Below are 15,585 nucleotides of genomic sequence, written 5' to 3'. Positions count from 1 at the left end.
TGAGTTCGGCGGGTTGGCGCAGGTCACCGCCGGGTACTTCGGACAAGATCCGCATAGGGTTCGTGAGTGATTCACGGGGCGGAAACAACCTGGTGGGGGGCCCGTGCGTCTACCCACTAGTAGCACCCAGTACCAGGGAGGCGAGTGACATGGTTCGCACGAGGCTTTCACGGTTGTTCCCGGTCGTCGCGGCGTCGGCGGGCGTCCTCGCGCTTTCCGCTTGCGGCAGCGGCGGGACGACGCCGGCGGCGAGCAGCTCGACACCCTCGACGTCCGAGTCCGCCACCTCCTCGACGGCCTCCACGGCGACGCCGAGCACCAGCGCCCCGGCACCGGCCACGTCGCCGACCGCCGCGCCCGTGGACAACGGCCTCTGCAAGTCCGGGGACGTCAAGCTCGCGCTCGGCCAGGGTGACGCCGGCGCCGGCTCGCTGTACCGGTCGCTGGTCATCACCAACGCCAGCGGCAAGCCGTGCGAGATCCAGGGCTTCCCCGGGGTCTCCTACGTGGGCGGGACCGACGGGCACCAGGTCGGCAAGGACGCCTTCCGCGAGGGCACCAAGGGCAACGCGGTCAAGCTGAACCCGGGCCAGAGCGCGGCCGCCGACATCCAGTTCGTCAACGTGCGGAACTTCGACTCCGCCACCTGCCAGCCGACCGAGGTCAAGGGCCTGCGGATCTACCTGCCGCAGGAGACGGCGTCGAACTTCGTGCCGGCCCCGGGCACCGGCTGCGCGAGCACGAAGATCCCGGGCAACCAGCTCGCGGTGAAGACGGTCCACCCGTCCTGAGGCTTTACCCAGGCCCCGCCCCGCCACCGCCCTCAACGGACGGGCTTCGCCCGGCGGTTCAGATTCGCGCGCAGATCTCCCGCGCCTGGACCAGGTGCCGCTGGCCGGAGATGTCGTTGAAGTGCAGGCTCAGCACCATCCGGCTGACCCCGTCGATGTGGTCGGCCAGCGGCTGGTAGTTCTCGTTGACCTGGGCGGCCGCCGCGGAGAGCTCGCGGGCGGCGGTGACCCGGTGGAGCCGTTCGGGCGTAAGCCCGGGTGTCAGCGCCGGCTGCGTGTCGCGGCTCGTGTCGGGCAGGTCGCCGACGCGGTCGAGCGCCTGGCACGCCGCGAGGGCGTCGTCCAGCGCCCCGGCGTGCACCCCGGACAGCCCCCAGAGCAGGCCGAGCACGCCGCCGCCCAGCACGAACCCGGCCACGGCACAGAGCACCAGCAACCGGCGAGACGGCGGCGCGGGGGCCGCGACCTCGCCGGGCTCGGCCGAAATCTCTTCGTAGTCGGGACCGGCGTCGGTGCCGGTCCCGGGGTCCACGGTGCGCATATCAGCCTCCCACCACCTGGGTGATGAGACATTCCAGCTCACATTTACGGATCCTGGTGCGGAAGCGCCCCGGCTGAGGCCGATTCGTCATCCGGCGAGCGGTGCGGGTCAGCCCCAGCCGAGCTCGTGGAGGCGGGCGTCGTCGATGCCGAAGTGGTGGCCCAGCTCGTGCACGACCGTGATGAGGACTTCCTCGACGACCTCGTCCTCGTCCTCGCACATCGACAGGATCGGCTGCCGGTAGATCGAGATCCGGTCGGGCAGCACCCCGCCGTACGAGGACGTGCGCTCGGTCAGCGCGATCCCGTGGTAGAGCCCGAGGATGTCCGGCGCCTCGTCGTTGAACTCCTCGACGAGCACGACGACGTTGTCCATCGCCTTCGCGAACTCCGCGGGTACCTCGTCCAGGGCCTCCGAGACCAGTTCCTCGAACCGCTCCCGGCTCATCTCGACGGGCATCAGCCGTTCTGCTTCGAGGTCGGCGGCGCGCTCGAGGTCGGCGGCGCGGAGCTCGACGTCTGCGGGCCGCCACCGCCGTCGGACGGCGGGCCGTCGGCGGGCGGGCCGTCACCCGGCTGGCCGCCGTCGGTGCCCGCCGGGGCGGCCTTGATGCTGCCGGTCACGGCCTGCAGGCCGCTGCCGTCGGGGAGCTTCGCCGCCACCTTGCAGTTGACCTTGCTCGACCCGGCGTCCCAGCTCTCCTGCTCCCGCAGGTCCCAGGTCAGGATGAGGTGCTTGGCGTCGAGGTCGGCACCGCCGGTGTAGTCCGCGGCCGACTTGGTGCACTCGGTGTCGAGCCAGGTCTTCTGGTCGTCCTGCTTCGGGTAGCCGTCCTTGAACTTCGACTTGAGGTCGAGGGTCGCGATGATCTCGTAGGAGTGCGGCTTCGTGCACTCGACCGGGTCGCCGACGCCCTTGCCGAGCAGCCCGAGGCAGGTGCCGGGCTCGAAGACCAGCGACTGGTCCTGCTCCTTCGCCGGGCTGGTGGTCGGCAGCAGCTTGCCGCCGGGGCCGGCCCACTGCAGGCCGCAGCGCAGCTGGCGGTCGCCGTCGTCCCACTGCGACGCCGTCGGGCGCAGCAGGTTCGTCGTGAGCTTTCCGTACGGATCGAGGTTGTGCCCGAGGTACGGCTTCACGTCGGCGGTGCACTTCTGCTGCGCGATCTGCTGCCACTGGTCCAGCGTCGGGGTCGGCGCGCCCTCCGGGAACTGGGCGCCGATGTCGACGAGCGTGGTCACTTCGAACAGATGTGGCTGGGTGCAGACGACCTTGCGCGCGTCGCTCGCATCCGGGTTGTCCCAGGTCAGGCAGCTGCCAGGGGGCGAGTGGAAGGCCTCTTCGGCGGCGGCCGACAGCTTGCCGGCCCCACCGCCGGCCCCGCCTGCGATGCCGTCGCTCCAAGAGAAGACGACACTGAGGGCAAGCGCGATGAGCGCGCCCGCGAAGATCCCGCCCATCACGACGCGGGTGCGCAGCGTCTGCGTGGCGGTAGGGAACCGATCGGCGCTGGGAGACATCGCAGTCCATGATGCCCGCGTCGCGCGCGACGTGCGCGATCCGGGTGGTTAGGGTGGTCACGGTTTCGTGGTGGCCGGTGATTACGGAGCGTATATGACGCAGGACAACAACACTGGGGACCAGCCGCCCCCGGAGCCGCCGAAGCGCGGTTCCATGAGGTTCCAGGACTCCAGTACGCAACGGCGCGAGCCTTCGCTCGCCGAACAGCGAGCCCGCCAGCAGGCGCTCGTCCAGGAAGAACGCGACGAGGAACTGGCCCGTCAGGCGGACGCCAAGGCGGCCACCCGGCGCAAGATCCTCATCGGCAGCGGCGTCACGGTCGGGCTCGTCGGCCTGGTCGCGACGTTCTACTCGGTCGCGAAGCCGGCCGGTGACGTCACCGCCGTCTGCACCGACTCGAACGGCATCGTCCAGGGCGACGACAACTGCGACGAGAACTACGTCACCACCCACGGCGGGTACTCCAGTGGCGGCTTCCTGTTCCTGCCGATCGGCGGGGGCGGTTACAACAGCTACCGGTACAACTACGGCGGCACCGGCACCATCGGGCAGCGCGTGTCCGGCGGTTCCTTCGACGCGCCGTCGTCGCGCACCAACGTCAACACCAAGTCGGGCAAGTCCGTCCAGCGCGGCGGCTTCGGCATCAGCGGCAAGAGCGGCAGCACCGGCGGCAGCGGCAAGAGCGGGGGATCCTAGGTGTACCGGGACCGGCGTGAGCCGCGGCGCGACTGGCAGCGGATCGTCGAGGAGCAGGGGCTCGTCTACGGCACGCCGGCCCGTGACAGCAGCGGCCGCGTGCGGCCGTACTGGGACGAGTCCGTGCACTACGTCTTCGAGATGGACGAGGTCCTCTCGCTCGAAGCCGACGTCGAACTGCTGCACTCGATGTGCCTGGAAGCCGTCGATAACGTCGTGACGACCGAGGGCTACCAGCGGTTCGGCATCCCGGAGTGGGTCTGGCCGCACATCGCCGAGTCGTGGAAGCGGCAGGACCCGCACGTCTACGGCCGGTTCGACCTGCGCTACGACGGCCGGTCGCCCGCGAAGCTGCTCGAGTACAACGCGGACACGCCGACCACGCTGCTGGAGGCGTCGCTGCTGCAGTGGCACTGGAAGACCGACGTCTTCCCGGACGACGACCAGTGGAACTCGATCCACGAGAAGCTCGTCGAGCGGTGGTCGTCGCTGCAGGAGAAGCTGCCGTCGAACGAGCTGCACTTCACCTGGTCGGCGGCCGACCCGAGCGGTGAGGACAACGTCACTACGGCGTACCTGCAGGAGACGGCGGCCGAGGCCGGCCTGGACACCGTGGGCCTGGCGATCGAGGAGGTCGGCTGGGACCCGGTGCTCAAGCGGTTCGTCGACCTCGAAGAGCAGCAGATGGCGACCGTGCTGAAGCTGTACCCGTGGGAGTGGCTGGTCGACGAGGAGTTCGGCCGCAACGCCGTCGAGTCGCTGCCGCGGACGCTGTGGGTCGAGCCGCTCTGGAAGATGATCCTCTCCAACAAGACGCTGCTGGCGATCCTGTGGGAGAACTACCCGGGCCACCCGAACCTGCTGCCCGCGTTCGCCGACGACCCCGGCCTGCTCACCGAGTACGTGCGCAAGCCGAAACTGGGCCGTGAGGGCGCGAACGTCCAGATCGTCGCCCCCGGCTACGAGACCCAGACCGACGGCGTCTACGGCGCCGAAGGCTTCGTCTACCAGGCGTTCGACCCGCTGCCCGAGTTCGACGGCTACCGGCCGGCGCTCGGCGCGTGGATCGTCGGCGACAGCTCCGCGGGGCTGGGCATCCGGGAGACCGGCGGCCTGGTCACCGACGACGGTGCCGCATTCGTCCCACATCGCATCCCCGAGTCGTGATACAACACCGCTGCTGATCAGCTCTTTTCTCTGGGAGACAACTCGTGAACACGACCCTTGCGCTGTCCGACACGTTCGGCTCCGACCTCGTGCGGGGGATCGGCGCGATCCTGCTCTACGGCGTCATCGGCCTGCTGCTGATGTTCGCCGGCTTCTACGCCATCGACTGGACCACGCCCGGCAAGCTGTCGAAGCTGGTGCACGCGGGCCTGCCGAACGCGGTGATCGTGACCGCGTCCGGGCTGCTCGCGATGTCGTTCATCGTCGTCGTGGCGATCTTCAACTCGGCGAGCGACCTCACCGAGGGCCTCATCACCTCGCTGGTCTACGGCCTGCTCGGGATCGCCGTCCAGGTGATCGCCGTCCGGCTGCTGGAGTGGGCGACCCGCATCGACGTCGCGTCGACCATCGAGAGCGAGAAGTTCGCCCCGGTCAGCATCGTCGTCGCGGCCGCGCACATCGGGCTGGGCCTCGTGGTGGCGGTCGGCATTTCCTGAACTTCTCCGCATCCAGGTGAGCCGGGCCACGTCCGTGGCCCGGCTCTCTTGTTCCCACTAGCGTGGAGTTCGTGCGCCTGCTGAGGACACCGGACGACCGGTTCACGGACCTGCCCGACTTCCCCTTCGAGCCGCGGTACGTCGAGCTCGACGACCCGCGCGGCGGCGTCATAAGAGTGGGTTACGTCGAGGCCGGCCCCGCGGACGGCCCGCCGGTGCTGCTGCTGCACGGCGAGCCCAGCTGGTCGTACCTCTACCGCAAGATGCTGCCGGTGCTGGCGGCCGCTGGGCTGCGCGCCATCGCGCCGGACCTGGTCGGTTTCGGCCGGTCCGACAAGCCCGGCGACATGGTCGACCACACCTACGCCCGCCACGTCGAGTGGATGCGCGGGTTCGCTTTCGACGCCCTCGACCTGCACGACGTCACCCTCGTCGGCCAGGACTGGGGCGGCCTGATCGGCCTCCGCCTGGTCGCGGAGCACCCGTCACGGTTCGCGCGCGTCGTGGCGTCCAACACGGGCCTCCCGACCGGCGACCACGACATGCCGGCGGTGTGGCACGCGTTCCGCGAAGCCGTCGAGAAGGCCCAGGTGCTGGACGTCTCGCGCTTCGTCCAGTCGGGCTGCAAGTCGCCCCTGTCGAACGAGGTGCGCGCGGCGTACGACGCGCCGTTCCCGAACGAGATGTACAAGGCCGCCCCGCGGGCGATGCCGGGCTTGGTGCCGTTCCGCCCGGACAACCCGGCAGCCGCGGCGAACCGCGCCGCGTGGCAGGTCCTGACCGAGCTGGAGCTGCCGTTCCTGGTGGCCTTCTCCGACGGCGACCCGATCACGGGCGGCTTGGCCCCGGTACTGCAGGCCTCGTTGAAGGGCGCGCAGGGGCTGACGCACCCGGTCATCGCCGGGGCGGGCCATTTCCTGCAGGAAGACGCGGGCGAGGAGCTGGCCGAGCACGTGGTGCGCTTCATCCGGGGCTGAGCAGCCCCCGATTTCCACGCTACCGGGACGGGCCGACAGTTCCGCTCGCCCGAAAGCCGTGAAGGCCTCCTTACCGGCTCTTATGGCCGGTAAGGAGGCCTTCACGGCTTTTCATGACCCCGGGTTGTCGGGGGTGCTCGCTAGGCTGGAATTCGGGGGCTGCTCAGGCGAGCGCCGCTTGGGTGGCCGCCAGTGCGTCCACCAGGATGTCCAGGCCCTCCTGGGCTTCCTCCGCCGTCAACGTCATCGGCGGGCCCAGCCTCAGGACGTTTCCGTGCAGGCCGCCCTTGCCGATCAGCAGGCCGCGCTTCTTCGTCTCCTCCAGCATCCGGGCCGCCGCGGCGACGAAGGGCTCCGTCGTGCCCGGCTTGATCAGCTCGATGCCGATCATCAAGCCCTTGCCGCGGACCTCCGCCACCAGAGGCGACGAAGCCGCCCGCAACCCCGAGAGCAGCTGACGGCCTCGCGCCGCGCAGTTCGCCTGGAGGTCGTGGTCCTTGATGTAGTCCAGCACCGCCGTCGCGCCGGCCATCGAGACCGGGTTGCCGCCGAACGTCGAGAACGACTGGGCCTGGAAACAGTCCAGCACGTCGCCGCGGGCGACCACGCCGCCGACCGCGAGGCCATTTCCCAGGCCCTTCGCGAAGGTCATCATGTCCGGCGTCACGCCGTGCGCGTCGATGCCCCAGAAGTGCTCGCCCGTGCGGCCCCAGCCCGTCTGGACCTCGTCCGAGATGAACAGCACGCCGTAGGAGTCGAGGACTTCCTTCATGGCGCGGAACAGGCCGTCCGGCGGGAGGCTGAAGCCGCCGACGCCCTGGATCGGCTCGGCGATCAGGCAGGCGACGTCGCCCGCCGTCGCCGTGTCGAGGACGTCGACCAGGTCGGCGACGCAGGCGTCGATGTACGCCGCGTCGGACAGGTCGCGGAAGGGGCTGCGGTAGCGGTACCCGCCGTGGACGTAGTTGACCTTGACCGGGCTCAGCGCCGACGCCGACCAGCCGCGGTTGCCGGTGATCGCGACCGTCCCGAAGGACCGGCCGTGGTAGGAGTTCCGCATCGCCAGCACCTGGTTGCTGCGCCGGAACTGCGTCGCGAGCATCAGCGCGGTGTCGTTCGCCTCGCTGCCGGAGTTCGTGAAGAACACCTTGGCGTCCGGGATGCCGGACAGCGAAGCGATCCGCTCGGCCAGCTCGACCTGCGAGCGGATCAGGTACAGCGTCGAGGTGTGCAGGATGCCGGTGTCGAGCTGCTTGCGGACCGCGTCGCCGATCTCGGCGACGTCGTAGCCCATCGAGTTCGTCAGCACGCCGGCGAAGAAGTCGAGGTAGGTGCGGCCCTGCGAGTCGGTCATCCGCCGGTCGTGCGCGTGCACGATCTCGATCGGCTCCTCGTAGAGCAGCGACATCCAGGACGGCATCACAGCGCGGTGGCGGGCGAGCAGCTCGTCGGTCATCGGGGCGCCTCCTCGGGGTCTCCTTGGAGTATGAGGAGCCCGCGAACCGAGCTTCAACGATCAGACTGTCGGGACAACCGATGACGGGCGCACAGTCTGTACGGACTACCCTCTGTCTTCGTGATTGACCCCAGGACTCTGCGCGATGACCCGGAAGCCGTGCGCGCGTCGCAGCGCGCCCGTGGCGAGGACGAAGGAGTGGTCGACAAGCTGCTCTCCCTCGACTCCCGGCGCCGCTCTTCGATCGCGGCCGCGGACAAGCTGCGCAACGAGCAGAAGATCCTGGGCAAGCAGATCCCGAAGGCCTCGCCCGAGGAGAAGCAGCAGCTGCTGGCCACGGCCAAGGAGCTCGCCGCCCAGGTCAAGGCCGCCGAGGCGGAGCAGAACACGTCGTCGGAGGAGTTCGACCAGCTCTTCCGCACCGTGCCGAACCTGGTGCATCCGGACGCGCCGATCGGCGGCGAGGACGACTTCGCCGTCGTCAAGCACGTCGGCGAGCCGACCAAGCTCGGCTTCACCCCGCGCGATCACCTCGAGCTGCTCGAAGCGCTCGGCGGCGTCGACATGGAGCGCGGCGCGAAGGTGTCGGGCTCGCGGTTCTACTTCCTCACCGGCGTCGGCGCGCAGCTGCAGCTCGGCCTGCTCAACATGGCCATCGCGCAGGCGCTCGAAAACGGCTTCACGCCGATGATCACGCCGTCGCTGGTGCGCCCGGAGATCATGGCCGGCACCGGCTTCCTCGGTCAGCACTCGAGCGAGATCTACCACCTCCAGGACGACGACCTGTACCTCGTCGGCACGTCGGAGGTGCCGCTCGCCGGCTTCCACGCCGACGAGATCCTCGACCTGAACGACGACGCGAAGCGCTACGCGGGCTGGTCGTCCTGCTACCGCCGCGAGGCCGGCTCGTACGGCAAGGACACCCGCGGCATCATCCGCGTGCACCAGTTCGACAAGGTCGAGATGTTCGTCTACACCAAGCCGGCGGACGCCGAGGCGGAGCACGCGCGGCTGCTGGACTGGGAAGAGCAGATGCTGGCGAAGATCGAGGTGCCCTACCGGGTCATCGACACCGCCACCGGCGACCTCGGCACGTCCGCGCACCGCAAGTTCGACTGCGAGGCGTGGGTCCCGAGCCAGGAGGCCTACCGCGAGCTGACCTCGACGTCCAACTGCACGACGTTCCAGGCCCGCCGCCTCTCGGTCCGCTACCGCGGCGAAAACGGCAAGCCGCTGATCGCCGCGACGCTCAACGGCACGCTGGCCACCACCCGCTGGATCGTCGCGATCGTCGAGAACCACCAGCAGGAGGACGGCTCCGTGCGCGTTCCCGAGGCGCTGCGCCCGTTCGTCGGCGGCAAGGAAGTCCTCACGCCCCGCTGATTCGGGGTTATGCCAGGTGCGCACCCGTTCGGCCCAGTATCGTGCGGGCCGAACGGGAGGATTCTTCGGATGCGCATGAAGTGGCAGGCCGTGGTCGCGCTGGCGGCCGCCGCGACCGTGGTGACCGGCTGCACGGTGACGGTCGGCGGGTCGGCGTCGCCGGTGCCGGGCCAGGGCCCGGTGACCAAGGTCGTCGACGCTTGTTCGCTGCTGACCCCGGAGCAGGTCGACGCCCTCGGCTACCAGGGGGCGGGCCGGTCGGTGCCGAGCGACAAAACGCGGAAGCAAGCGGCCATGTGCCTCTGGAACTCGAAGGACGACGCCGAGATGTCGTCGGTGCTGAACGTCGGCATGGCGGTGGACTTCAGCATCGACGAGTACCTCGCCGGCGCCGTCCCGAAGTCCTCGCCGGAGCGGATCGGCGGCTTCAGCTGGACGCAGTACGCGTCGATCCTGGCCGGTGACTGCTCGCTCTACACCGTGCTGGGCGAGAAGTCGTTCGCCTACGTCAGCGTCTCCGGCACGGACCTGGCCAAGTCCTGCGCACTGGCGAAACCGGCGATCCCCCAGGTCGCCTCGCACCTGCCGGGCGGCCAGGACGCGCCCTCGATCACGCCGTCGACGTCGGCGAAGCCCGAGCCGGGCGGACCGCTGCTGTCGGTCGACCCGTGCACGCTGATGAAGCCCGAACAGCTGGCGCAGCTGAAGAACATCTCGCCGAGCGGCGAGAAGACCGTCTCGACCGTGGTGCCGAACTCGTCCTACTGCCTGTGGGACGACACCGACGGCGACGACGGCCAGAAGGCGTTCGAGGTCTGGGTCGGCCCCAGCACCCCGGTGGCCGAGTGGCCGGGCACGCAGGACGTCCAGCCGACCGAGACCGTCGACGTCGGCGGCAAGAAGTGGGGCGTCTTCCCGAACATGGGCGGCCTGCGCGCGACCTGCGGCGCGACCCTGCCGATCACGGACACGTCGTCGGTGCAGGTGGTCAGCGGGTTCATCGGCGACGACACCAAGACGTGCGACGTCGTCAAGCAGGGCCTGCCGCTGGTGACGGCGAACCTGCCGGGCTGAACCTCAGGCCGAGACCTGGTCCGCGATGTGACGCGCGATCTCCAGCGCGCTCGTCGCGGCCGGCGACGGCGCGTTCAGGACGTGCACCTGGTCGCGCGCGGTCTCGATGAGGAAGTCGTCGACGAGCGAGCCGTCACGGCGCATCGCCTGCGCGCGCACGCCCGAGCCGTGGCGGACGATGTCGTCCTCGGTGACGGCCGGGACCAGCCGGGCGAGACTGGCGGCGAAGCGCTTCTTCGAGAACGAGCGCCGCACCTCGTCGAGCCCGGTCGGGAACGCGTACTTCTTCGCGAGCCGCCAGACACCGGGGAAGGCCGCGACCTCGGCGACGTCCTTGGCGGAGAAGTCGGCCCAGCGGTAGCCCTCGCGGCGCAGCGCGAGCACGGCGTTGGGGCCGGCGTGCACGCTGCCGTCGAGCATCCGGGTCAGGTGCACGCCGAGGAACGGCAGCGTCGGGTCCGGCACCGGGTAGATCAGGCCCTTGACCAGGCCGCGGCGTTCGGGCTTGAGCTCGTAGTACTCACCGCGGAACGGCACGATCTTCGCCGACGGCGTCAGCCCGGCCAGCCGCGCGACGCGGTCGGAGTGCAGGCCGGCGCAGTTGACGAGCCCGTCCGCGACGATGACGTCGGACCCGGTCGCGACCTCGACGCCGCCGTTCGCGCCGGCCCGGATGGCCATCGCGGGGCTGTTCAGCCGCAGGTCGACGCCGGCTTCGTCGAGCAGCCGCACGAGCGCCGCGCAGACGGCGGGGAAGTCGATGATCCCAGTCGACTCGACGCGCAGCGCGGCGACGCAGGACACCTCGGGCTCGTACTCCCGCGCTTCGGCGGGCGAGATCTTCTTGGCCGGGACACCGTTGGCCTCGGCCCGCTCGGCGAGCGTGTCGAGCGCGGGGATCTCCTTCTCGTCGGTGGCGACGACGAGCTTCCCGCACACCTCGACCGGCACGCCGTACTGCCGCGCGAAGTCCACGATGGACCGGTTGCCGGCGACGGACATCCGCGCCTTGAAGGAGCCGGGCTTGTAGTAGAGCCCGGCGTGCACGACGTTCGAGTTGTGCCCGGTCTGGTGCGCCGCCCACCGCGGCTCCTTCTCCAGCACGGTGACGTCCAGCCCGCGCCTGGTCAGCTCCCAGGCCACAGCCAGACCGACGATCCCGCCCCCGACGACCACCACGTTGCGCACGATCGACCAGGCTACGCGAGTCCCTGGTGCGCGCCGCCCCCTGGCGTTACCTAACGTCCGTCAGGTAACGTACCTGACCGATGTCAGGTAAGCGGTTGACCCGGGAAGCGCGGCGCGAGCTGATCGTCGCCGCGGCCGCCGAGGTGTTCGCCTCGGCGGGCTACGCCGCGGCCGGCATGCGCGAAGTCGCGGCAGCGGCCGGAATCAGCACGCCGGTGCTCTACGACCACTTCCCGGCCAAGGCCCAGTTGTACGCGGCCCTGCTGGAGTCCGAAGTGGACGATCTGCTCGCGGGCTGGGCCGAGCTGCCGCTCTCGGATGACCCGGAAGTGTTGCTGCGCAGCCGCGTGTCGGCGATCTTCGCGTGGATCGAAACCCACGAGCGCGGCTGGCGGATGATCTTCGCGGAGCCGCCGTCGGACCCGGCGGTCGCGGCGACGCACCGGGCGGGCCAGGACCGGGCGACGGCCAACCTGACGGCGTTGTTCCGCGGCATCCCGAAGCTCGACCTGACCGCCCGCATCCCGCGCGAGCTGGCCGACGAGGTCCTGGCGGACGCGAGCAAGAGCGCGCTGAACGCGGTGGCGACGTGGTGGTGGCGCCACCGGGAAGTCCCGCGCGACGAGGTCGTGGCGCTGACGGTGGACCTGCTGTGGCGCGGCCTGGCCACGCTGACCAAGGGGGAGCGATGAGCACCGAGACGTACCGGCTCGCGGCCGAAACCGGCGACGCCGACTTGGCGATGACGGCGTTCGCCCCGGACGCGGTGCTGCACTCACCGCTGACTTCGCGGGTGCGTTTCACCGGGCACGCGGAGCTGCGAGCGCTGATCGAGGTGGCGTACTCGCACCTGACGGAGATCCGCTTCCACACGGACGTCGGTGACGACCGGACCCGCGTGGTCGTCTACACCGCACGCATCGGCGGCGAGCCGATCGAGGAAGCGGCGCTGCTGCGGCTGAACTCCGCCGGCTTGATCGAAGAGGCGACGTTGTTCGTGCGGACGTTGCCGGGGCTGGTGGCGTTGATGGACCGGTTCGGCCCGGACATCGCCCGGCGCAACGGCCGCCGGTGGGCCGCGCGAGTCCTGAGCGTGCTGACGAAGCCGTTGCTGGCGATGGTGAAGTCCGGGGACCGGTACGCGGTCCCGCTGGTCAGTCCGCCAGCCCGGCCGTCGTGAGCGCCTTCTGCGCGCTCATCCCCAGCCCGGTGCCGTAGGCCCGCTCGAAACCCGCCGCTCCCAACGACTCCCGCACCCGGGCCCGGACGGCCGAGGCGTCCGGGTCGCCGCTGATCGCCGTGCCGCGGACCGCCGCCGCGGCGCCCAGCAGCACCGCCGCCTGGTCCGGGTGGGTCGCCGCGCCGGCCAGACCCTCCAGCGCGAACGCCACGACGTCGCCCGCGTGCCAGTGCCGGCCCAGCAGCAGCGCCTTCCGGTGCGACTCGGCCGCGTCGGAAACCCGGCCTTCGGTCAGCGCCAGCCAGCCCAGCGAGATCAACGCGCGCGCGTGGGCCGTCTCGGCCGCGAACGACCCGCCTTCGCACTCCGCCAGCGCGCGTTCGCAGAAGGCGCGCGCCGTGGTCAGGTCGCCGGCCAGCCGGGACAGGTCGGCCAGGCCGACGTAGGCCGCCGCCCGGGACTCCGGCATGCCCGAGCGGCGGGCGGTCGACGCGGCCAGCTCGTAGTCCGCCCGCGCGCCGTCGTGGTCGCCCTGCAGCACCCGGGTCCAGGCGCGGCGCGTGATCAGGTCCGCGACGTCGTCCGTCGCGCCCAGTTCGTGCATCAGGGCCAGCGACTCGTCCATCTTCACTAGCGCCTCGGCGTGCTCGCCCCGCCAGCTCAGCAGCTGCGAAAGGTGGTCCAGCGCCATCGACAGGCCCCACCGCTCGCCCAGCGCCCGGAACTGCACGGCGCCTTCGCGCAGGCCCTCCTCGGCCTGGCGGAGGTCGCCGGTCATCATCGACCGCAGGCCGAGCCCCGTCGGCACCAGCGCCCAGCTCCACGCGTCGCCGTGCGCCAGCATCGCCTCGCCGCGCCCGTACAGCTCCGCGTCGTCGGCCGGCGGTCCGACCACCACCGCCAGCACCATGATCAGCATCGGGTGCCGCGGCATCCACATCGAGTCCCGGGCGTACCGCCGCGCCATCGGCACGTAAGGCGCGAGTGCCTCTTCGTTCGGCATGCCGGCCAGCGCGGTGAGCATGCAGAGCAGGAACTCCTCGAGGTACTCCGCCCGCACCTCCGGCCCGCAGCGCTTGACGACCTCCAGCGCCACCCCCGCGCCCTCGAACCGCCGGCCGCGCATCCACCAGTACATCGCCAGCGGCGTGACCAGCCGCAACGCGATCACGATGTCCGCCTCGGCCGCCCAGCGCAGAGCCGCGAGGATGTTGTCGTAGTCGGCGTCGATGCGCGCCAGCCACTCCAGCTGTGCCGCCGTCCGCAGCATCGGGTCGGCTTCCTCGGCGAACCGCAGGAAGTACTCGGCGTGCGCGCGGTGCAGGGCGTCCGTCTCGCCCGCTTCGCCGAGCTTCTCCGCGCAGAACGCGCGGATCGTCTCTAGCATCCGGAACCGCCCGCCGACGGCCTCGACCAGCGACTTGTCGGCCAGCTCCGGCAGCAGGTCGACGTCCGCGCCGCACACCTCGGCGGCCGCGGCGACGGTCGCGCCGCCGGGGAACACCGTCAGCCGCCGCGCCAGCTCCCGCTCCTCGTCGTCGAGCAGGTCCCAGCTCCACTCGACGACGCCGCGCAGCGACCGATGCCGCTGTTCGGCCGTGCGGCTGCCGCGTGCGAGCAGCCGGAACCGGTCGTCGAGCCGGGCCGCGATCTCGCCGACGGCCAGGGTCCGGACGCGGGCCGCGGCCAGCTCCAGGGCCAGCGGCAGGCCGTCGAGGGCCGCGCAGATGTGCTGGACGTCGCCGATCGTCGACTCGTCGACGGCGAACGCGGGATCGCTCGCGGCCGCGCGGTCGGCGAACAGCCGGATCGCCGCGAACTCGCCCGCCCGCGCGGCGGACGTCCCGGGCGGTGGCACGGCCAGGCGCGGCACCGGCGCCAGCTGCTCGCCGGTGATGCCGAGCGGCTCGCGGCTGGTGGCCAGCACCCGCAGGCCGGGGCACGCGCCGAGCAGCCGCCCGGCCAGCCGGGCCGCGACGTCGACGACGTGCTCGCAGTTGTCGAGCACCAGCAGCGTCGTGCGGTCGCGGAGTGCCGCGATCAGCCGATCGGCGGGGTCCTGCGCTTCGCGTTGCCGGAGCGGGGTGTCCCGCAGGCCCAGCGCGGTCAGCACCGCGCCGACGACGTCCGCAGGCCCGTGCGGCGCCAGCTCGGCGAAGGCGACCGGGCCCGTTTCGGTCGCCGCGACCTCGACGGCCAGGCGTGTCTTGCCGGTGCCGCCGGGCCCGGTGAGCGTCACGAGCCGAGCGCGCGCCAGCAGCTCCGCGACCTGCCGCAGCTCGTCGTCACGGCCGACGAAGCTGGTCAGCTGCGCGGGCAGCGCCGAGATCGCCGGCTTCTCGGTTTCGCCGCGAAGCACCGCGAGGTGCGCTTCGGCGAGTTCCGCGCCGGGATCGGCGCCCAGCTCCTCGGCCAGGGTGCGGCGGGCGTCCTCGAACGCGGCCAGCGCGTCGGCGGACCGGCCCGCCGCGTGCAGCGCCCGGACGAGCTGCGCGCGCGGCCGTTCCCGCAGCGGCCGCGCGGCGACGGTCTCGCGCAGGCCGGCGAGGACGTCTTCGGCCTGGCCCAGGGCCAGCCGGGCCTCGACGTGGTCGTCGGCCGCCTCGGCCCGCAGCTCGTCGAGCCGGGCGGCCTGGGCGGCGGCGAACGGCGCGTCCGCCAGGTCGCTGAACGCGGGCCCGCGCCACAGCGCCAGCGCGTCGCCCAGCACGTCCGCGGCGGGCGAGCCGGCCTTCAGCAGTGCGTGGCCTTCGCGTGCGAGCCGTTCGAAGCGGTGGACGTCCACTTCGTCCGGTTCGACGACCAGGCGGTAGCCCGCGGTGGTGAACTCGACCGGCGCCAAGTCCTTCAACGCCGTCCGCAGCCGCGAGACCTGGGACTGGAGGGCGTTCGCCGCGCCGTCCGGCGGCTCCTCGCCGTACATGCCGTCGATCAGCCGCTCGGCCGGGACGAACCGGCCGGCGTCGAGGGCGAGCAGGGCCAGCAGCGTGCGTGAGCGCGGGCCGCCCACCGCCGCTGGTGTGCCGTCCGGGTGCCACGCGGTGACGGCCCCCAGGACCCCGAATCGCATGCGCCCAGCGTAGGGCGTGGTCAGGCTCATGGTGGGCGTCACTCGAA

General features: G+C 71.2%; 15 protein-coding genes. 9 read left to right on the top strand and 6 right to left on the bottom strand.

Annotated features, from left to right (window positions below; genetic code table 11):
- Positions 1–149: 149 nt before the first annotated feature.
- Positions 150–791 carry a DUF4232 domain-containing protein gene (locus tag ACLJQZ_RS06975; RefSeq protein ID WP_410619250.1) on the top strand — a complete coding sequence of 214 codons (642 nt, stop codon included), beginning with the start codon at positions 150–152 and terminating at the stop codon, positions 789–791.
- A gap of 58 nt (positions 792–849) precedes the next feature.
- Here the strand turns inward: ACLJQZ_RS06975 and ACLJQZ_RS06970 are convergent, their stop codons facing one another.
- The 3 genes from ACLJQZ_RS06970 to ACLJQZ_RS06960 form a co-directional block, all read right to left on the bottom strand.
- Positions 850–1,332, bottom strand: a complete 483-nt coding sequence (locus tag ACLJQZ_RS06970) for a hypothetical protein (RefSeq protein ID WP_326945575.1) — start codon at positions 1,330–1,332, stop codon at positions 850–852.
- 108 nt (positions 1,333–1,440) lie between these two features.
- Positions 1,441–1,791 carry a metallopeptidase family protein gene (locus tag ACLJQZ_RS06965; protein WP_155548455.1) on the bottom strand — a complete coding sequence of 117 codons (351 nt, stop codon included), beginning with the start codon at positions 1,789–1,791 and terminating at the stop codon, positions 1,441–1,443.
- Positions 1,791–2,849, bottom strand: a complete 1,059-nt coding sequence (locus ACLJQZ_RS06960; protein WP_410619249.1) for a septum formation family protein — start codon at positions 2,847–2,849, stop codon at positions 1,791–1,793. The genes ACLJQZ_RS06965 and ACLJQZ_RS06960 overlap by 1 nt, the downstream gene beginning before the upstream one ends.
- A gap of 154 nt (positions 2,850–3,003) precedes the next feature.
- Between ACLJQZ_RS06960 and ACLJQZ_RS06955 the strand changes: the two genes are divergently transcribed.
- The 4 genes from ACLJQZ_RS06955 to ACLJQZ_RS06940 all read left to right on the top strand — a co-directional run bounded on the left by ACLJQZ_RS06955 (position 3,004) and on the right by ACLJQZ_RS06940 (position 6,187).
- Positions 3,004–3,546 (top strand): hypothetical protein, encoded by a 543-nt coding sequence (locus ACLJQZ_RS06955; protein ID WP_410619248.1) that lies wholly within the window; start codon positions 3,004–3,006, stop codon positions 3,544–3,546.
- Positions 3,547–4,713: a glutathionylspermidine synthase family protein gene (locus tag ACLJQZ_RS06950; RefSeq protein WP_326945578.1), complete on the top strand. Its 1,167-nt coding sequence runs from the start codon at positions 3,547–3,549 to the stop codon at positions 4,711–4,713.
- 44 nt (positions 4,714–4,757) lie between these two features.
- Positions 4,758–5,210, top strand: a complete 453-nt coding sequence (locus tag ACLJQZ_RS06945; protein ID WP_410619247.1) for a DUF350 domain-containing protein — start codon at positions 4,758–4,760, stop codon at positions 5,208–5,210.
- A 71-nt stretch (positions 5,211–5,281) separates the two neighbouring features.
- Positions 5,282–6,187: a haloalkane dehalogenase gene (locus tag ACLJQZ_RS06940; protein WP_410619246.1), complete on the top strand. Its 906-nt coding sequence runs from the start codon at positions 5,282–5,284 to the stop codon at positions 6,185–6,187.
- 163 nt (positions 6,188–6,350) lie between these two features.
- Here the strand turns inward: ACLJQZ_RS06940 and ACLJQZ_RS06935 are convergent, their stop codons facing one another.
- Positions 6,351–7,643, bottom strand: a complete 1,293-nt coding sequence (locus ACLJQZ_RS06935; RefSeq protein WP_326956346.1) for an aspartate aminotransferase family protein — start codon at positions 7,641–7,643, stop codon at positions 6,351–6,353.
- Between the two features lie 120 nt (positions 7,644–7,763).
- On the opposite strand from ACLJQZ_RS06935, the gene serS reads away from it, so the two are divergent.
- On the top strand, positions 7,764–9,026 hold the full coding sequence (gene serS / locus ACLJQZ_RS06930) for a serine--tRNA ligase (protein ID WP_410619245.1): 1,263 nt from the start codon (positions 7,764–7,766) through the stop codon (positions 9,024–9,026).
- A 69-nt stretch (positions 9,027–9,095) separates the two neighbouring features.
- Complete coding sequence (locus ACLJQZ_RS06925; protein ID WP_410619244.1) at positions 9,096–10,100, top strand: DUF3558 family protein; 1,005 nt, start codon at positions 9,096–9,098, stop codon at positions 10,098–10,100.
- Positions 10,101–10,103: 3 nt separating this feature from the next.
- On the opposite strand, the gene lhgO is transcribed toward ACLJQZ_RS06925, so the two are convergent.
- On the bottom strand, positions 10,104–11,288 hold the full coding sequence (lhgO, locus tag ACLJQZ_RS06920; RefSeq protein ID WP_410619243.1) for an L-2-hydroxyglutarate oxidase: 1,185 nt from the start codon (positions 11,286–11,288) through the stop codon (positions 10,104–10,106).
- Positions 11,289–11,383: 95 nt separating this feature from the next.
- Between lhgO and ACLJQZ_RS06915 the strand changes: the two genes are divergently transcribed.
- Together ACLJQZ_RS06915 and ACLJQZ_RS06910 are read left to right on the top strand one after the other, a co-directional pair.
- Positions 11,384–11,980 carry a TetR/AcrR family transcriptional regulator gene (locus ACLJQZ_RS06915; RefSeq protein WP_410619242.1) on the top strand — a complete coding sequence of 199 codons (597 nt, stop codon included), beginning with the start codon at positions 11,384–11,386 and terminating at the stop codon, positions 11,978–11,980.
- A complete protein-coding gene (locus ACLJQZ_RS06910) occupies positions 11,977–12,468 on the top strand; it encodes a nuclear transport factor 2 family protein (RefSeq protein ID WP_410619241.1) in 492 nt (163 codons plus the stop codon). Before ACLJQZ_RS06915 ends, ACLJQZ_RS06910 begins: the two co-directional genes overlap by 4 nt.
- On the opposite strand, the gene ACLJQZ_RS06905 is transcribed toward ACLJQZ_RS06910, so the two are convergent.
- A complete protein-coding gene (locus ACLJQZ_RS06905) occupies positions 12,443–15,538 on the bottom strand; it encodes a BTAD domain-containing putative transcriptional regulator (protein ID WP_410619240.1) in 3,096 nt (1,031 codons plus the stop codon). The two genes, ACLJQZ_RS06910 and ACLJQZ_RS06905, sit on opposite strands and share 26 nt — an antisense overlap.
- Positions 15,539–15,585: the final 47 nt, after the last annotated feature.

The organism is Amycolatopsis sp. cmx-8-4 (assembly GCF_046548675.1).
GTDB lineage: Bacteria > Actinomycetota > Actinomycetes > Mycobacteriales > Pseudonocardiaceae > Amycolatopsis.
This window is presented reverse-complemented; position numbering and strand designations above follow the sequence as displayed.